The sequence below is a fragment of the Coprococcus sp. OM06-34AC genome, from assembly GCF_003462545.1.
Taxonomy (GTDB): domain Bacteria; phylum Bacillota; class Clostridia; order Lachnospirales; family Lachnospiraceae; genus Coprococcus; species Coprococcus aceti.
Map to the genome: position 1 here is coordinate 186080 of NZ_QTZF01000004.1, position 15818 is coordinate 201897.

At 43.8% G+C, this 15818-nt stretch carries 16 protein-coding genes; 14 read left to right on the forward strand and 2 right to left on the reverse strand.

Annotated features, from left to right (window positions below; genetic code table 11):
- Positions 1-31 precede the first annotated feature (31 nt).
- The 4 genes from DXB91_RS08595 to DXB91_RS08610 are packed head-to-tail and all read left to right on the forward strand — an operon-like array spanning position 32 to position 3154.
- The gene (locus DXB91_RS08595; RefSeq protein WP_118017537.1) at positions 32-1459 is read left to right on the forward strand and encodes a hypothetical protein; all 1428 of its coding nucleotides are present in this window, start codon (positions 32-34) and stop codon (positions 1457-1459) included.
- 24 nt (positions 1460-1483) lie between these two features.
- On the forward strand, positions 1484-1807 hold the full coding sequence (locus DXB91_RS08600; protein ID WP_015534869.1) for a hypothetical protein: 324 nt from the start codon (positions 1484-1486) through the stop codon (positions 1805-1807).
- Between the two features lie 32 nt (positions 1808-1839).
- On the forward strand, positions 1840-2736 hold the full coding sequence (locus DXB91_RS08605; protein ID WP_118017539.1) for a DUF2953 domain-containing protein: 897 nt from the start codon (positions 1840-1842) through the stop codon (positions 2734-2736).
- Position 2737: 1 nt separating this feature from the next.
- The gene (locus DXB91_RS08610; protein WP_118017541.1) at positions 2738-3154 is read left to right on the forward strand and encodes a GerW family sporulation protein; all 417 of its coding nucleotides are present in this window, start codon (positions 2738-2740) and stop codon (positions 3152-3154) included.
- A 320-nt stretch (positions 3155-3474) separates the two neighbouring features.
- Here DXB91_RS08610 and rpmB read toward each other — a convergent pair whose 3' ends face one another.
- Positions 3475-3660, reverse strand: a complete 186-nt coding sequence (rpmB, locus tag DXB91_RS08615) for a 50S ribosomal protein L28 (RefSeq protein ID WP_015534872.1) — start codon at positions 3658-3660, stop codon at positions 3475-3477.
- A 224-nt stretch (positions 3661-3884) separates the two neighbouring features.
- Between rpmB and DXB91_RS08620 the strand changes: the two genes are divergently transcribed.
- The 8 genes from DXB91_RS08620 (at position 3885) to DXB91_RS14020 (ending at position 12101) form a co-directional block, all read left to right on the forward strand.
- Entirely contained in the window at positions 3885-4244 is a 360-nt protein-coding gene (locus DXB91_RS08620; RefSeq protein ID WP_015534873.1) for an Asp23/Gls24 family envelope stress response protein, read from the forward strand.
- 18 nt (positions 4245-4262) lie between these two features.
- The gene (locus DXB91_RS08625; protein WP_118017543.1) at positions 4263-5954 is read left to right on the forward strand and encodes a DAK2 domain-containing protein; all 1692 of its coding nucleotides are present in this window, start codon (positions 4263-4265) and stop codon (positions 5952-5954) included.
- 42 nt (positions 5955-5996) lie between these two features.
- A complete protein-coding gene (gene recG, locus DXB91_RS08630) occupies positions 5997-8033 on the forward strand; it encodes an ATP-dependent DNA helicase RecG (protein ID WP_118017545.1) in 2037 nt (678 codons plus the stop codon).
- A gap of 21 nt (positions 8034-8054) precedes the next feature.
- Positions 8055-9647 carry a cellulase family glycosylhydrolase gene (locus DXB91_RS08635; protein WP_118017547.1) on the forward strand — a complete coding sequence of 531 codons (1593 nt, stop codon included), beginning with the start codon at positions 8055-8057 and terminating at the stop codon, positions 9645-9647.
- A gap of 104 nt (positions 9648-9751) precedes the next feature.
- The gene (gene rsmD, locus DXB91_RS08640; RefSeq protein WP_117874244.1) at positions 9752-10318 is read left to right on the forward strand and encodes a 16S rRNA (guanine(966)-N(2))-methyltransferase RsmD; all 567 of its coding nucleotides are present in this window, start codon (positions 9752-9754) and stop codon (positions 10316-10318) included.
- On the forward strand, positions 10311-10799 hold the full coding sequence (gene coaD, locus DXB91_RS08645) for a pantetheine-phosphate adenylyltransferase (protein WP_117549014.1): 489 nt from the start codon (positions 10311-10313) through the stop codon (positions 10797-10799). The genes rsmD and coaD overlap by 8 nt, the downstream gene beginning before the upstream one ends.
- Positions 10800-10845: 46 nt before the next feature.
- Entirely contained in the window at positions 10846-11589 is a 744-nt protein-coding gene (locus tag DXB91_RS08650) for a hypothetical protein (protein WP_117549013.1), read from the forward strand.
- Positions 11590-11795: 206 nt separating this feature from the next.
- On the forward strand, positions 11796-12101 hold the full coding sequence (locus DXB91_RS14020) for a hypothetical protein (protein ID WP_133300870.1): 306 nt from the start codon (positions 11796-11798) through the stop codon (positions 12099-12101).
- A 480-nt stretch (positions 12102-12581) separates the two neighbouring features.
- On the opposite strand, the gene DXB91_RS08665 is transcribed toward DXB91_RS14020, so the two are convergent.
- The gene (locus DXB91_RS08665; RefSeq protein ID WP_117549011.1) at positions 12582-13826 is read right to left on the reverse strand and encodes a tRNA(Met) cytidine acetate ligase; all 1245 of its coding nucleotides are present in this window, start codon (positions 13824-13826) and stop codon (positions 12582-12584) included.
- A gap of 290 nt (positions 13827-14116) precedes the next feature.
- On the opposite strand from DXB91_RS08665, the gene recA reads away from it, so the two are divergent.
- The gene (gene recA / locus DXB91_RS08670; protein WP_022216537.1) at positions 14117-15175 is read left to right on the forward strand and encodes a recombinase RecA; all 1059 of its coding nucleotides are present in this window, start codon (positions 14117-14119) and stop codon (positions 15173-15175) included.
- Positions 15168-15788, forward strand: a complete 621-nt coding sequence (locus DXB91_RS08675) for a regulatory protein RecX (RefSeq protein ID WP_117549446.1) — start codon at positions 15168-15170, stop codon at positions 15786-15788. The genes recA and DXB91_RS08675 overlap by 8 nt, the downstream gene beginning before the upstream one ends.
- Positions 15789-15818 lie beyond the last annotated feature (30 nt).

Here is a 15818-nt window from a genome sequence, read left to right on the forward strand (position 1 = left end):
TTTATAAAGAAGATAAAAGAGGAAGTTTATTATGTATAATGAAGAGAAGAAGCTTATAACCGATATACAGAGAAAGAAGGATCTGGACAGGAATCTTGCACTGTTTGCAGGGGTGGCATCGAAAGCAAATTATGAATATGCATGCCACAAATTCACCTTGAATTACCTGACACTCAAGGACATGCATATGGATGGGGATGTCCCTGATGATCCATATATCGCTCAGTGCCAGGCTGTGATCGACAAGCTGATAGGCGACTTTGTTGTGGGAGATAAGACGGTGTGCGAGGATGCTGACATGAAGCTTATATCGGATGTCAGGAACACCATAACAGCCAAGATGAAGGTGCTCACATCATACACGGATGCATTTGAGATGTATGAGTATATTTTAAACAGGAAAGAATACAGTTATTCGGAGAATGTTGACGAGGAGATACAGAAGGAGCTTAAGGAGCTCGATGAGGCGGGCGTCAGTGACTTTGCAGAAGAGATATACAGATTTGTGTTCGCAGATCAGGACAAGGTTGCCATCAACTCCAAACTGCAGTCCATCATAGGACAGCTCCCGATACGTATGACAAAGAACAGATTCTATGACATTCTGGGAGAAACTCTTGATATATATAATGGAGTGGAGAAGGAGTCTCTTGACCAGTTTATTGAGATGATCGAGAATACTGCTCTCATAAGACTTCCAGAGGGATTTGAGACAGAGTACCATGAACTACATGAGGCGCTTGAGGTCTTAAAGACCGGTGATTACACTGCTCTTGATTACGATGGTTACAGAAAGCTCACTGATGTGCTGGACAGAAGTGCAGCATTCCTGAATTCGGTTGTGACTGAATATATGCTCATCATAGAGCTTGTAAACGATCTCTATGTTATGATGCTTGCGCTGGATTCAAAGAAAGGCGTATCTGAGAGCTGTAAGAAAGCGATGACTGTCATAGAGAAGGCTGTCGCTGACGACGGAGAGCATCTTGAGGATGTATATGCACTCCTTGACGATATCGTCGGAGAACAGGAGCTGGCAGGAGAGCATAAGGTAATGCTTGAGTCTGCTGTGTACGACATCTCAACCGGTTACACCGATGATATTGCCGCAAATGAGCTTCAGGATACATACAGAGATCTGGAGATCATGGATAAGCTTCTCTCGGGAAGTATGTTTGTGGATATAGACAATATAGCTGTGATGGGCGTACTCAATGTGGATACTGATTATATAGCTGCATGTAAGGAGAAGCTGACAAATGAGTTTGCAGATCTGTTTGCTGCCAACTCAATGACAGTCAACAGAGCCATCATGGCAAAGATACTCTCCAACATACCTGTTTTCTTCAACACCACTGATGAGATAAGGGAATATGTAAACGGATCTCTTTCGAGATGCAGGGAAAAGAGTGAACTTCTTGCGGACTATATTGTTATAAAGCAGATGATGGAAGAATAAACTGTTTATTACAGGTGATTGAATATGGTCATTGATGATAAGTTTTATGTTGGTGGAGCCCGGGACCGGCAGATCATAAGGATGGTCAGAGGAATAAGGCGCTTCCACAGAGTAAAATATGTGCCTGGAGTGTTCGTTATCACACTTCCGTTGTTTGGAGATGGGATTCTTGAGATATATGAGTTGAATGAACTCAGGCAGAAGATCTACACTGACATGGGCGATGCTATACATATTGTCGGTGCAGCTCCAAGCAGATTCCAGGCTGTACTGCTTGTCAGGGATATAATAGATGATATATATAAGAAGACCGGGGATGTTGATGTGGAGAGATTTTTTGCATCGTGACCAGATAGTCTCTGGGTCTAAGGGGATGGAGCATGCATATTGTTTGGTTGATATTGAAGATACTGCTCATAGTTATCCTGTCGCTGGTGGGACTGGTAGTGCTTCTTGCACTTCTCGTATTGTTTGCGCCGGTGAGATATAGGGCGTATGTGAAGAAGGATGATGACATATTTGCGAAGTTCTCTGCCAGATGGCTTGGTTTTGTCCTGTGTTTTAAGGTTTTGTATGATTCGGACGGCCTTCGGTACAGGCTGAGGCTGTTTGGCGGAACCATCATGGGCAGCGAAAAAAGTGCCATACCGGAGCCGGAAGAAGAGGTATATTCTGAACCCGGGGAATACAGTCGGGCTGAGACAGAGGAAGAGGCTTCTGACAGTCCGGGATATGAAGACTATCCATCGGTGGAGCCGGAGGACAGGCAGTTTCTTCTTGAGGACAGCGAATTTGAGGAACCCGTACCGGGGCCGCTCATCAGGCTGGGCAGAAGGATAGACAGTATGGCAAAGGCGGTTGTATCGAAGTTCAAAGATCTGTCAGAGAAGTTTGCCAGTCTGAAAAAGAAAAAAGATGGCTATACTAAGCTTGTACACAATGTCAGAACAAAGGAAGCCATGAGAGTTTTCAAGGTTGAACTGATAAAGGTGTTAAAGCATCTTAAGCCCACAAAGCTTAAGGGGCAGATCATATATGGTGCGGATGACCCGGCAACAACAGGTGAGCGCCTGGGGTATATGAGCCTGCTTTTCCCGCTATACTATGATAATATAGATATAACACCGGATTTCTCTGAAGCCCGGCTGGAGGGAGACCTGTTCATGAAGGGCAGGATAAGACTTGGAACAATCGGCTGGAGCGCGCTGAAGGTGATCTGGAACAAGAATGTCAAGATAACTATTGCTCGATTTAAAAAGATATCAGGAGGAAATTGATATGGCAAATATGAATATTGAGGGAACACTTGGTTCTATGTTTAAGGGAATGGATGGCTTTATATCATCGAAATCGGTGGTGGGAGAGCCTGTGTATGTCGGTGACACGATCATTATTCCTCTTGTAGATGTCAATTTTGGTATGGCTGCCGGAGCGTTCAATAAGCAGGACGGCAACAAAGCTGCCGGAGGAATCGGAGCAAAGATGAGCCCGTCTGCTGTTCTTGTCGTCTCAGGAGGAAATACGAGACTTGTAAATCTCAAGAACCAGGATGCCGTAACAAAGATCATAGACATGGCCCCAGAGGTCGTAGATAAGGTCGTGGGTCTGTTCAAGAAGGACAAGACAGAGGAAGAGAAGAATGTTGACAAGGCGATAAATGATGTCGCACAGTCAGAGAAATCTGTCACAGAATAATAAATATCAAAATATATAATATAAGTAAGATTCAGTGCGTTGGGAAATGCATTATTAAAAAGTCACCACATATAATGATAATAAATCATTATGGTGGTGATTTTTTATCTGGAAAAAATTCACAGGATTTGCGTTTTTTTTCACAGCGGTGGGAGTGGTTATAGGATATTTCATAAGTGGATTTGTGGAATTTCTCATAATCGTTATATTATTGCTGTTATCTTATATATTCTCCTGCAGATAAAAAAATAAGAGTGATGATCCTTGAGGACCATCACTCTTATTTATACCAGAACTGAATCGGTGATATTATGCAAATATTATGCACGCTCGACCTTACCAGATCTTAAGCAAGATGTACAAACATAGATCTTCTTTGGTGTACCATCAACTACAGCCTTAACAGACTTAACATTTGACTTCCACATCTTGTTTGCTCTTCTATGAGAGTGGCTCACTTTGATACCGAAATGAGCACCTTTATCACAAATTGAACATTTTGCCATAATAGCACCTCCTTCAATGAATAAACTAACTTTCTTCCTAAGTTCACAACAAGACATATAATAGCAGATTATTTTTCCATATGCAAGCAAAATATTTATTTTTTATTGGAAATGAAGAAATACTATAGAATAAAATTAGATTTATGCTATAATTGATGAGTAATTGTGTTTATAAGTCGGTAGATATGATGAACACTGGTGACTTTGTTAGAAAGGAGTCGTGTATGAAGGAATATATTAATAGCGATAACGGTAAAGTAAGTATAGATGAGAGTGTTGTTGCACAGGTTGCAGGACTTACAGCCCTTGACTGTTTTGGAATAGTAGGAATGGGAATAGTCAGTGTCAAGGACGGAATTGTAAAGCAGCTCCGCAGAGACAATGTTTCTAAGGGTGTAAATGTACGTTTTGATGAGAATGGTGATATAGTCATTGAGCTGCACATAGTTGTTGCTTATGGCGTTAGTATAAAGGCTGTCACAGACAATCTTATGCAGTCGGTAAAGTACAAGGTAGAGGATTTTACGTCGTTTAAGGTCAGCCATATCAATGTCTATGTTGAAGATGTTAAAGTACTTGATTAGTTTGGAGGATAGAGTAAAGTGAGTAATACGATTGATGCGCTTGCACTGAAGAAAGCATTTATTGCCGGTGCCAATAATCTTGATAAGAACAAGGAATATATCAATGAACTTAATGTGTTCCCTGTGCCTGACGGAGATACAGGAACTAATATGACGCTGACAATCCTGTCTGCAGTGAAGGAGGTTGAGGCGGCACCTGATGATATGAAGTCCATAGCAAAGGCCATGTCCACAGGTTCGCTCAGAGGCGCCAGAGGTAACTCAGGTGTAATTTTGTCACAGCTTTTGAGAGGATTCAGCAAGAAAGTGCAGGACGCAAGGACCATAGATGTTCACGTTATAGCAGATGCTTTTCAGAAGGCTGTGGAGACTGCATATAAGGCTGTCATGAAGCCTAAGGAGGGAACGATTCTCACAGTTGCCAAGGGCGTGGCGTCCAAGGCAAGGGAGTGTGCTGATGCAGATATGTCCCTTGCACAGTTCTGTGACGAGGTTATTGAATATGGAGATGCCGTTCTTGATTCCACTCCTGAGATGCTTCCGGTTTTGAAGGAAGCCGGCGTGGTCGATTCAGGTGGACAGGGACTCATGGTGGTGCTCAAGGGTGCTGTCGACTGTCTCATGGGCAGAGTTACAGTTGAACTCAGCAAGAACACAGGAACAGTGAATGTGGCAAGAACATCCACAGGCGCAGGCAACGATTCCATATCCACAGCGGATATAAAGTTTGGATATTGTACAGAGTTTATTATCAATCTTGAGAAGTCATATGGCGAGGCTGAGGAGGATGATCTGAAGAGCTTCCTCGAGTCTATAGGTGACTCGATAGTATGTGTATCTCTTGATGATATAGTTAAGATACATGTGCATACCAACCATCCTGGTCAGGCATTTGAAAAGGGTCTTACACTTGGCTACCTTACTAATATGAAGATAGACAACATGAGGATAGAGCATCATGAGCGTGTTATCGGTCAGGCAGAGCGCGATGAGGCCGAGAAGCAGGAGGAAGAGAGACAGCACAGAAAGCAGGAGCATAAGGAGCCTCGTAAGAAGTATGGATTTATTACGGTATCCATGGGTGATGGTCTCAAGACTCTTTTTGAAGAGCTTGGAGCAGACCGTGTTATAGAAGGCGGACAGACCATGAATCCAAGCACTGAGGATATGCTCAATGCGATCGATGATGTGAATGCCGAGAATATATTTATACTCCCGAACAATAAGAATGTTGTTCTTGCGGCTAATCAGGCTGCAACTCTGTGTGAAGATAAGAATATAATTGTGATTCCAACCGCGAATGCTCCTCAGGGCATAAGCGCCATGATCGCATTCGACAGTACAGTCGATGTGGACGAGAACAGATCTGCCATGAAGTCGGCTGTCAAGAATGTCAAAAGCGGACAGGTAACTTATTCCGTAAGAGATACCTCGATCGATGGAAAGGCCATCAAGGAGGGCGATATCATGGGTATCGGCGATAAGGGGCTTGTCAGTGTTGGAAATGATATAGAGAATGTAACATTTGAACTGATCGCAGATGCGGTCGATGAGGATTCAGAGGTTATAAGCATATATAATGGTGCTGATGTGTCTGAGGAGGATGCGCAGAAGCTTGCTGGCAGAGTGGAGGAGGCATATCCGGACGTTGATGTGCAGTGCTACTATGGCGGACAGCCGATATACTATTATATAGTATCTGTGGAATAACTTTCTGTGTATCTGTGAGATCCGTTGTGAAGAGGTGTATGTATGGAATTGAATGACTCCATAAAGACAATAAAAGGCATAGGTGACAAGACTGCGTCGGCATTTGCCCGGCTTGGGATAGAGACGGTGAACGATCTGCTTCTCAATTACCCCAGGACATATGTCACCTATGAGGATCCGGTGGATATATCAGATCTGCAGGCGGGAAGCAGGCAGTCCGTGAGGGCTGTTGTGAACAGCCGTGCGGAGGTCAGAAAAGTACATGGACTGACCATAGTAATATTGTACGCAAAGGATTTCTCTGGGACAATTAAACTTACCTGGTTTAATTGTCCTTTTTTGCGTAATTTCTTTCATATAGGTCAGGAGTTTGTGTTTGTAGGAAATGTGGCTTATAAGGGCGGTATGATGACCATGACGCAGCCGGAATACTACACTGATGATAAATACGGCGAACTTACGCATGTTTGGCAGCCGGTGTACACGGTAACGCCCGGTATAACCTCAAAGACCATACAGAAGGCTGTGAGAGGCGCAGAGGAAGCCATAGACAGGCTTGAGGATTACCTGCATGACAATGTGCTTGATGAGTACCATATTATGGGTATACAAAAGGCTATCCACTCGATTCATTTTCCTCAGGATGAGCAGAAGCTCAAGGGGGCTGTGAAGAGGATGGCATTTGATGAATTTTACAGCTTTATATCAAACCTTCACAGGATAAAAGACGACAATGTGTATGCAGAAAATACATGTATAATAAACTGTGATGAGAAGGTCAGGACGTTTATTGAGAACTTGAGGTTCAGGCTTACCGGGGCGCAAATGAATGCGGTGCGTGATATGCTTGACGATATGCGCTCTGAACATGTCATGAACAGGCTGGTTCAGGGGGATGTCGGATCAGGAAAAACCATAGTTGCAGCAGCCGGATTATACGCAGTGGCTGCAAGTGGCTATCAGGGAGTGATCATGGCACCGACTGAGGTTCTGGCGGTTCAGCATTACAAGGAGCTCAGTTCACTGTTTGAGCCATACGGAATATCTGTGGGACTTCTGACTGGTTCCATGACAGCGAAAGAGAAAAGAGAGATGTACAGCCGTATCAAGAATATGGATGTGCAGGTTGTGGTCGGAACACATGCCCTCATACAGGACAAGGTGGAGTATGGAAGACTGGCGCTTGTTGTAACTGATGAGCAGCACAGATTCGGTGTAAAGCAGCGCGAGAGACTTGCGTCAAAGGGAGAAGCTCCGCACACGCTTGTTATGAGTGCCACACCTATTCCGAGAACCCTTGCGATCATCATGTATGGCGATCTTGACATTTCAGTTATAGATGAGCTCCCGGCGGGAAGAATCCCGATCAAGAACTGCGTTGTGGATGAGAGCTACAGGAAGACGGCTCTCGGCTTTATCATGAAGGAGGTCTCACAGGGGCATCAGATATATATAGTCTGCCCGATGGTGGAGGCCAGCGAAGTTCTGGACGATGTTGCAAATGTGACCGAGTATACGGAGGAGCTGAAGAAGTCCATCAGGGATGGATATGGCGCTGACACTTCGGTGGTATGTTTGCACGGTAAGATGAAGGCGGAGGAAAAGAACAGGATACTCCAGGACTTTGCGGATGGTAAGATAAGCATTCTTGTCTCAACTACGGTCATAGAGGTTGGAATAAACAATCCAAATGCCACAGTTATGATGGTGGAGAATGCAGAACGTTTTGGCCTTGCGCAGCTCCATCAGCTCAGGGGACGTGTAGGAAGAGGAAATCTCCAGTCGTACTGCATTTTCATGAGCGGAAAAAAGGACAAGGATACTATGGAGAGACTGAATGTTCTGGAGAAGTCAAATGACGGCTTCTATATAGCCGGTGAGGATCTCAAGATGAGGGGCCCGGGCGATTTCTTTGGAATAAGACAGAGCGGGGAGCTGATGTTCAAGGTTGGGGATATATACAATCATGCTGACATGCTTAGGGCGGCGCAGGACGTATACGACCGCTATGGACAGGAGATAGATGCGAAACTGATAAACAAAGGAGATGACAGGCTGTACACTATGCCTGTATTATAAATAAAAAAAAGGGGGTATACCATGAAAAATAAGAAAACGATAGTTATGGGAATAATTATTGGCGTTTTGCTGATAATTATAGCGGTTATGGGATATGTGATCGCTTCGGGAAAGAAAGGTGATTCCGTTAAGAAAGAAACGCTGCAGGAGACTTCTGCAGGCACAGAAGAAGTGAAAAGTGCTGACAATACGGGCGATACAACTGAGTCGTCAGAAAAACAGGATGACCAATCCTTGGATATTGCAGACGATTTCTATGCTGAGATAGGACATGATACAACGTGGGAGGCAGATGGCAAAAAGTGTGCTACAGAGAGCATCAACATATATAACAACACATCTGCGTCTGCAAAGGACTGGAAGCTTGAGATTACATATAAGGGAACTCCGGCTGTAGATCAGATATGGGGCGGAGAGTACAAGATATCAGGCAAAACAGTGTCAATAAAGGCCGTGGATTACACCCAGGAGATACCGGCTAAGGGCAGTATCAACCTCGGATATAATTTCTCTTCAGATGACCTCGACGTTGAGAAATACGTGCTGTATGTAAATGACACACAGTACAGCGGAGATGGTCTTAAGATGGTAGCTTCAGCGCCTGAGAAGACCGACAGCAATGAAACAAGCGGAGGCGGGAAAAATACAGAATCCGCTGCCACTGAGAAGAAAAACAATACAAATGTTCCGGGAGAGATCCCATTTGAAACACATGGAAAACTTTCGGTAAAAGGAACGGATATAGTGGACATGAATGGAGACAAATATCAGCTTAAGGGTGTCAGCACCCATGGAATCACATGGTTCCCTGATTATGTGAATAAGGAAGCCTTTGAGACTCTGCGGGATGACTGGGGTGCAAATCTTATAAGACTTGCGATGTATACGGATACAGGAGACAGCTACGGATACTGCAGTGGCGGAGATAAGGACGAGATACTTGCTCTTGTCGACAAAGGAGTTAGTGCAGCGACTGAGCTTGGCATGTATGTCATAGTTGACTGGCACATACTAAGCGACAGTGATCCGAATAATCATATAGATGATGCAAAAGAATTCTTTGACAAGGTATCTAAGAAATATGCTGCACAGGAGAATGTCATATATGAGATCTGCAACGAGCCGAATGGTGGAACCCAGTGGAGCAGTGTCAAGTCGTATGCCGAGACTATAATACCGGTCATCAGGGCAAACGACAAAGATGCTCTGATAATCGTGGGAACTCCAAACTGGAGCCAGGATGTCGATATTGCGTCACAGGATCCGATAACCGGTTATGACAACATCATGTACGCAGTGCATTTTTATGCGGCTACCCACAAGGATGACCTGAGAAATAAGGTTAAGACGGCTCTGGACAACGGACTTCCTGTATTTGTGAGTGAGTTCAGCCTGTGCGATGCATCGGGCAATGGAGGTATTGATTACGATTCATCTGACGAGTGGTTCGAGCTTATAAACGAGAATAATCTCAGCTATTCATCATGGAGTCTGTGTAACAAGAATGAGACATCGGCACTTATAAAGTCTGATTCAACAGCCACGGGCAGCTTTTCCGATGGAGATCTGTCGGATACCGGAAAATACGTGAGAGACAGAATAATGGGAAAATAGAGTGAAGATTGGAAGCTCTTCTTGTAATTTCGCAGAAGGCATGGTATAAGAATGTCTGGCGGAGAACGTTTACAATAAACAGTACATATAGATAGGAGATTAATATGAGGGTTATTGCCGGTAGTGCAAGAAGTCTGAAGTTGGTGACGGTTGATTCGATGGATACCAGACCGACAACGGACAGGATAAAAGAAACCTTGTTTAATATGCTCTCAAATGATATTCCGGGATGTCGGTTCCTTGATGTGTTCAGCGGAAGTGGAGCTATTGGAATAGAGGCGCTCAGCCGTGGGGCAGACATGGCAGTATTTGTTGAGAACAGCAGAAAGGCAGTGGAGTGTATCAATAAAAACCTTGCGTTTACAAAGCTTGCCGACAGGGCGCAGGTATTGTCAGCGGATGCTGTTCAGGCAGTGGGGATGCTGGGGAGACAGGGGAAGGCATTCGATGTAATATTTATGGATCCTCCATATGGAAAGCTTTTGGAAAAGGCTGTGCTTGAAAGGCTTGCAGGTTCACCTCTGATGGATGATGACACAATGGTCATTGTGGAGTCGGATCTTGACACGGATTTTGATTATCTTGATGATCTGGGACTGGAGCTTTATAAGACGAAGAAATATAAGACCAATAAACATACATTTATATATAGGAGACTGGAAGATGAGTAGAGCTATTTATCCGGGAAGTTTTGATCCGGTGACACTTGGCCACCTGGATATAATTAAGAGATCTGCGGAAATGTTTGATGAGCTTATAGTCGGGGTGCTCAATAATACCGCAAAATCTCCATTGTTTTCTTTGGAAGAACGTGTTAATATGTTAAAGAATGTAGTCTCAGATATCCCGAACGTGAAAGTTATGGGTTTTGGAGGACTGCTGGTGGATTTTGCAAGACAGAACGACGTGAAGGTCATAGTGAGAGGCCTTCGGGCTGTGTCGGATTTTGAGTATGAATTACAGATTGCCCAGAGCAACAGGAAAGTTGCCCCGGATATTGACACGGTTTTTCTTGCAACCAGTATTGAGTATTCGTACCTTAGCTCAAGCGTGGTCAAGGAATATGCGAGCTTTGGTGTGGATGTACATGATTTTATCCCGGAGGAGATCAGGGATACATTGAGAGACCGATATTCGACAGACAGAGACTGACAGACGAAGGAAGAATTTTTGGATAGATTATTAGGAGGAGAAAAACATGGCAAGAAAAGGTATTGAAGAGATGATCAGTGAGATAGAGATATTTATTGACAATTGTAAGTATCAGCCATTGTCATCCAGTAAGATTATTGTACCAAAGGAAGATCTGGAGCAGATGGTGGGCGAACTCAAGCTCAAGCTGCCTAATGAGATAGAGAGATGTAAGAAGATCATGAGAAACAAGGAGGCTATACTTGCAGATGCAAGAGCGAGAGCTGATTCTATCATCACAGAGTCTGTTGCAGAGGCAAACAGACTGGTTGATCAGAGCCAGATAGTTGAGCTTGCCAACATCAGAGCGAATGAGATAACAGACATGGCGAGAAGTCAGGCTGAACAGATCATCGCTGAGGCGAATGCAGATGCCAGGGAAGTCAGAGCAGGTTCTATGTACTATTCAAAGGACAAGCTCACAGAGATCAGCCAGTATATAAATGCAACACTTCAGGCAGAGAGAGCAAACTATGAGAATCTCATTAAGTCTCTTGAGGACAATGCGGCAAGAGTTGCTGACAATATGGCAGAGCTTGATTCAAGCATAGCTCAGATCAATGGCGTTCCTGAGCAGGTACAGCCAAGTGCTGACGATTCAGCATTTGCTGATGATGACAACACAGATTACAATGTATACGGCAAGACAGAGTATTCATCAGACGACTCTGACGATGAGGATTATGATGACGAGGATGATGATGAATATGACGACGAGGATGAGGATGATGAGGAGTTCCTCGACGAGTAATCACGCCAGATGATACAGGATGTATTTACAGAAACATCATATAGAAAATGAAACACAGGAAGGCACATACTGTTTTCCCTGTTGTGTATTTTATGAATGACAGCCTGGATATTCTTATCATATCACGGCTTTGGAACAAGGCTGATAGCCCTCCAAAGGCAGTGAGTGAGAGAATGAGGGCTGTCTTTATTTTTGTGGAAATATCCATGCCGTATAATATTGGAACACCGCTGCCTATCTCCAGATATGCGGATATGATGGTGCATGCATCGCCTGAAAAGTATCTGCACATAAGATTTCCTGCAATGGCAAATATGACCATGTACACACCGATCACAGTTATATTGTGTACCGAGCTGCTTATTATGTCAGAATACGTATTTTCTGGATTCCCTGAATTGGGGCTCTGGTTGTCTGATGATACCTGGACTGTTGCGGCAGTAAGCAGCTCCGTGGAAGTGCTGGAGCGGTGGGATGACATACATGACAGAGTAAGCGCTATTACAGTATAAATGATCTGTGGAAGATATACAGCCTCGATCAGCCGTGCAAACGATATATATTCCATCAAATGATCCCTGTATATGTAATTGTAAAGAAACATCGGACTTATATTGTTGCACATCGGGAGTAGGCTCTGACATACGTTTTCAGAGATGATCCTCTTTCGGTAAAAGAAAGCTATGATGATCGTGCCTGTGGGAAAACCGCATAGCAGGCCTATTATAAAGATGATCGCATATGCGCAGCATTTTGATACCTGTATCGATCTGAGAAAGCTGGTTATAACACCGGTCAGCAGCATAAAGGGGAGCAGAATAGGCACAATGGATGAGTACCATAGCTGTAACCCCTGGGTGCATCCGGATCTGATGATGTCTGAATTTAAACATGCAAATATTATAATTGAAGCTGTTAGAATTATATAACATACGTTCTTCATATGCCAATTGTATTCATTTTATAGAGCAAATATGATAAATAAGAATATGTCATATAACTATGACAGGTTGTTCAAAATCGGTCTTTATACTGATTTTGTATTTGTTGTATACCATGTTTCTGTATATGTCTGCGGCTTTTATGTCGTATGAGAACATGGACAGACCTGTGGAATCTGTATTTTTGTATATCTCGGCTGAACGGGTTATGATCGGTACCTGCGAAGCCTTTTTCATGCTTTTTATCACGGCACCTGCATCTTTTTTTAGTCCAAGAAGCTTGATGTAGGCTATCCAGCCGTTTTCTTTAAAATGGGAATAGTCATCACATCTCAGGTCTGTGATGGTGTGCAGCAGACCTCTCTGAATGTGCGTGAGAGTATAATTCCTGCATTTAAGTGCTGTTGCGGTCTCAGTAAAGGATAGATTTGTGTCAAGCCTGGAGAGACGGTTGCAGAGATCTCTATCCATGTCAACGATGTCATCCGTGCACGGAGCAAGTATCCTTCGTGCTGACAGGAGATGAGACAGGTCGTCGTCGAACATCGGAAATGACTTTCTGTACGCGTTTTGCAGGATGTTGTAGCAACTGTCAGGAATGTGGCGCCTTAAGCTTTCAACATCACTTGACCGGAGTAGCTCACGTATGGCTGAGGCCGAACAGATGTCGTTGTCGGTGGCAGTGCTGTTGTATTCTGATAAGATCCTTCTGATCGGGACAGTTTTGATCCTGGAGTCTGTCTGTATAAGAGTAGCAATATACTCTATGGCCAGAATGTTGTTCGGGCTTGCCAGGATACGGTCAAGATCAGCGCTGGTATAACCGGTAAGGTTCTGGTTCTGCAGATACTCGGAGATGGCGGCTGCTCTGGCTGATCCATATGAGATGCCCGAAGATACGGATTTTTTTATGGATTCCGATACCTGTGGCGGTTCATTGACGGTGAGTTCGGCAATTTTTTGCAGAAGATCAATGTCATCACATTCTGCGCCGAATGAGATATAGTCTATGCCATCAAGAGCGTTCATCATGCAGACTGCGGCATGTGCATAGTCTCTGGCACTTGATGATGCGTATACAAATGGAATCTCGAACACAGCGTCTACACCGCATCTCAAAGCGATCTCGGTTCTTGTGTGCTTATCTGCTATGGCAGGAACGCCTCTCTGAAGAAAATTGCCGCTCATAAAGCATATGACATGTTCGGCACCAGTTAGAAGCTTCGCCTGCTGTATCTGATATTCGTGTCCCTTGTGAAATGGATTGTATTCGCAAACTATGCCTACTGTGCTCATGGCTCCTCCTTGAAATGCGTGTTTTATAACCTGTCACGATTTATAATGCCTTTGTCGGTAAAGTTTATTCTATCTTAATAATTAATGGCTGTAAAGTGTGTTATAATGACGGGCATAAAGATGTTAAGTGAAAAATTCAAGATGCGGCATTGTTCTGATGCCGATGATCCCCACATACCAGACAGATATTGATTAATTAAGTGAAGGCAGCCAATTTATGGTTGACAAAGTGGCAATAATCTAATACTATATTAAAAGATAATCGAACATATGTTTAGGAGGAAGATACAATGGCGAATAATTCCGGTAATGTAAATATTGATGATAAGAGAAAGGCATTGGATGCCGCTATAGCACAGATAGAGAAGCAGTATGGTAAGGGTTCGGTGATGAAGCTTGGCGATTCCAATGCGAATATGAATATAGATGTGATCCCTACAGGATCCCTCAGCCTTGATATAGCACTTGGACTTGGCGGTGTGCCTAGAGGAAGAATCATAGAGGTGTTCGGACCTGAGTCGAGTGGTAAGACGACGGTAGCACTTCACATTGTTGCTGAGATACAGAAGAGAGGCGGAATCGCAGGCTTTATAGATGCCGAGCATGCACTTGATCCGACATACGCCAAGAACATAGGTGTAGATATAGACAATCTTTACATATCACAGCCTGACTGCGGAGAGCAGGCTCTTGAGATCACAGAGACCATGGTCAGATCGGGAGCGGTTGATGTCGTTATCGTGGACTCTGTTGCTGCACTTGTACCAAAGGCAGAGATAGACGGAGAGATGGGCGATTCGCATATGGGACTTCATGCCAGACTTATGTCACAGGCGCTCAGAAAGCTCACTGCTGTTGTCAGCAAGACCAACTGTGTTGTCATATTTATCAATCAGCTTAGAGAGAAGGTTGGAGTTGTGTTCGGTAACCCTGAGGTTACAACAGGTGGTCGTGCACTTAAGTTCTATGCTTCCGTAAGACTTGACGTAAGAAGAATTGATACGCTCAGACAGGGCGGTGAGATCGTAGGTAACAGAACAAGAGTTAAGATAGTTAAGAACAAGGTGGCTCCTCCATTCAAGGAGGCTGAGTTCGATATCGTGTTCGGCAAGGGTATATCTAAGGTTGGAGATATTCTTGATCTTGCTGTTGCGAACGACATAGTGGATAAGTCCGGTGCATGGTACGCATACAACGGCAATAAGATAGGTCAGGGAAGAGAGAATGCGAAGGCATATCTTGAGAACAATACAGCTATCTGTGATGAGATAGAGCAGAAGGTAAGAGAGGCGGTTGGTGTTGCCGGAGAGTCTGCCGAGAACACTGTAGATGATGGAGCAGATGAGTAGGATCGCAACTGTCACTGATATCAGGAAGATCGATGACAAAAGGTTTTGTCTGTTTGTGGACTATGAGCCTTTTTCATCGGTCTATGCATCGGATATACGAAGATTACATCTTGCCTGTGACGGTGAGATAGAATGGAGTAAACTTGAGGAATTCAGACGGGACTATCTGTTCAAACGTGCCATGAACAAGGCTGTGAACTCCATAAAATTTTCGGACAAGTGTGAATACGATATCAGGCAGAAGCTTAAGGATCTGTATTACGACGAAGAGATCGTGGATCAGACCATCGACAAACTGAAGTCGTATGGATATATAGATGATTACAGGTATGCATGTGGATATATACGCAGAAACTCCGCTAAAAAAGGCATTCGTGTCATACGATTTGAATTGCAGGCAAAGCATATAGGCCAGGATATTATCGATCTGGCTGTGGAAGACTCAGACATATCAGACGAAAGCGACAGGATAACACACATTTTACAAAAAAAATACACTGTGGAAGAACTGACTGAAAAGCGTGATAAAGTCTATGCATACATGTACAGCAAGGGTTTTGACAGGCGTAAGGTTTCTGAGTGTATACGAAATATTGTCTCTGATATTACTTGACATAACATCTTAAAAATATTAAACTTAAAT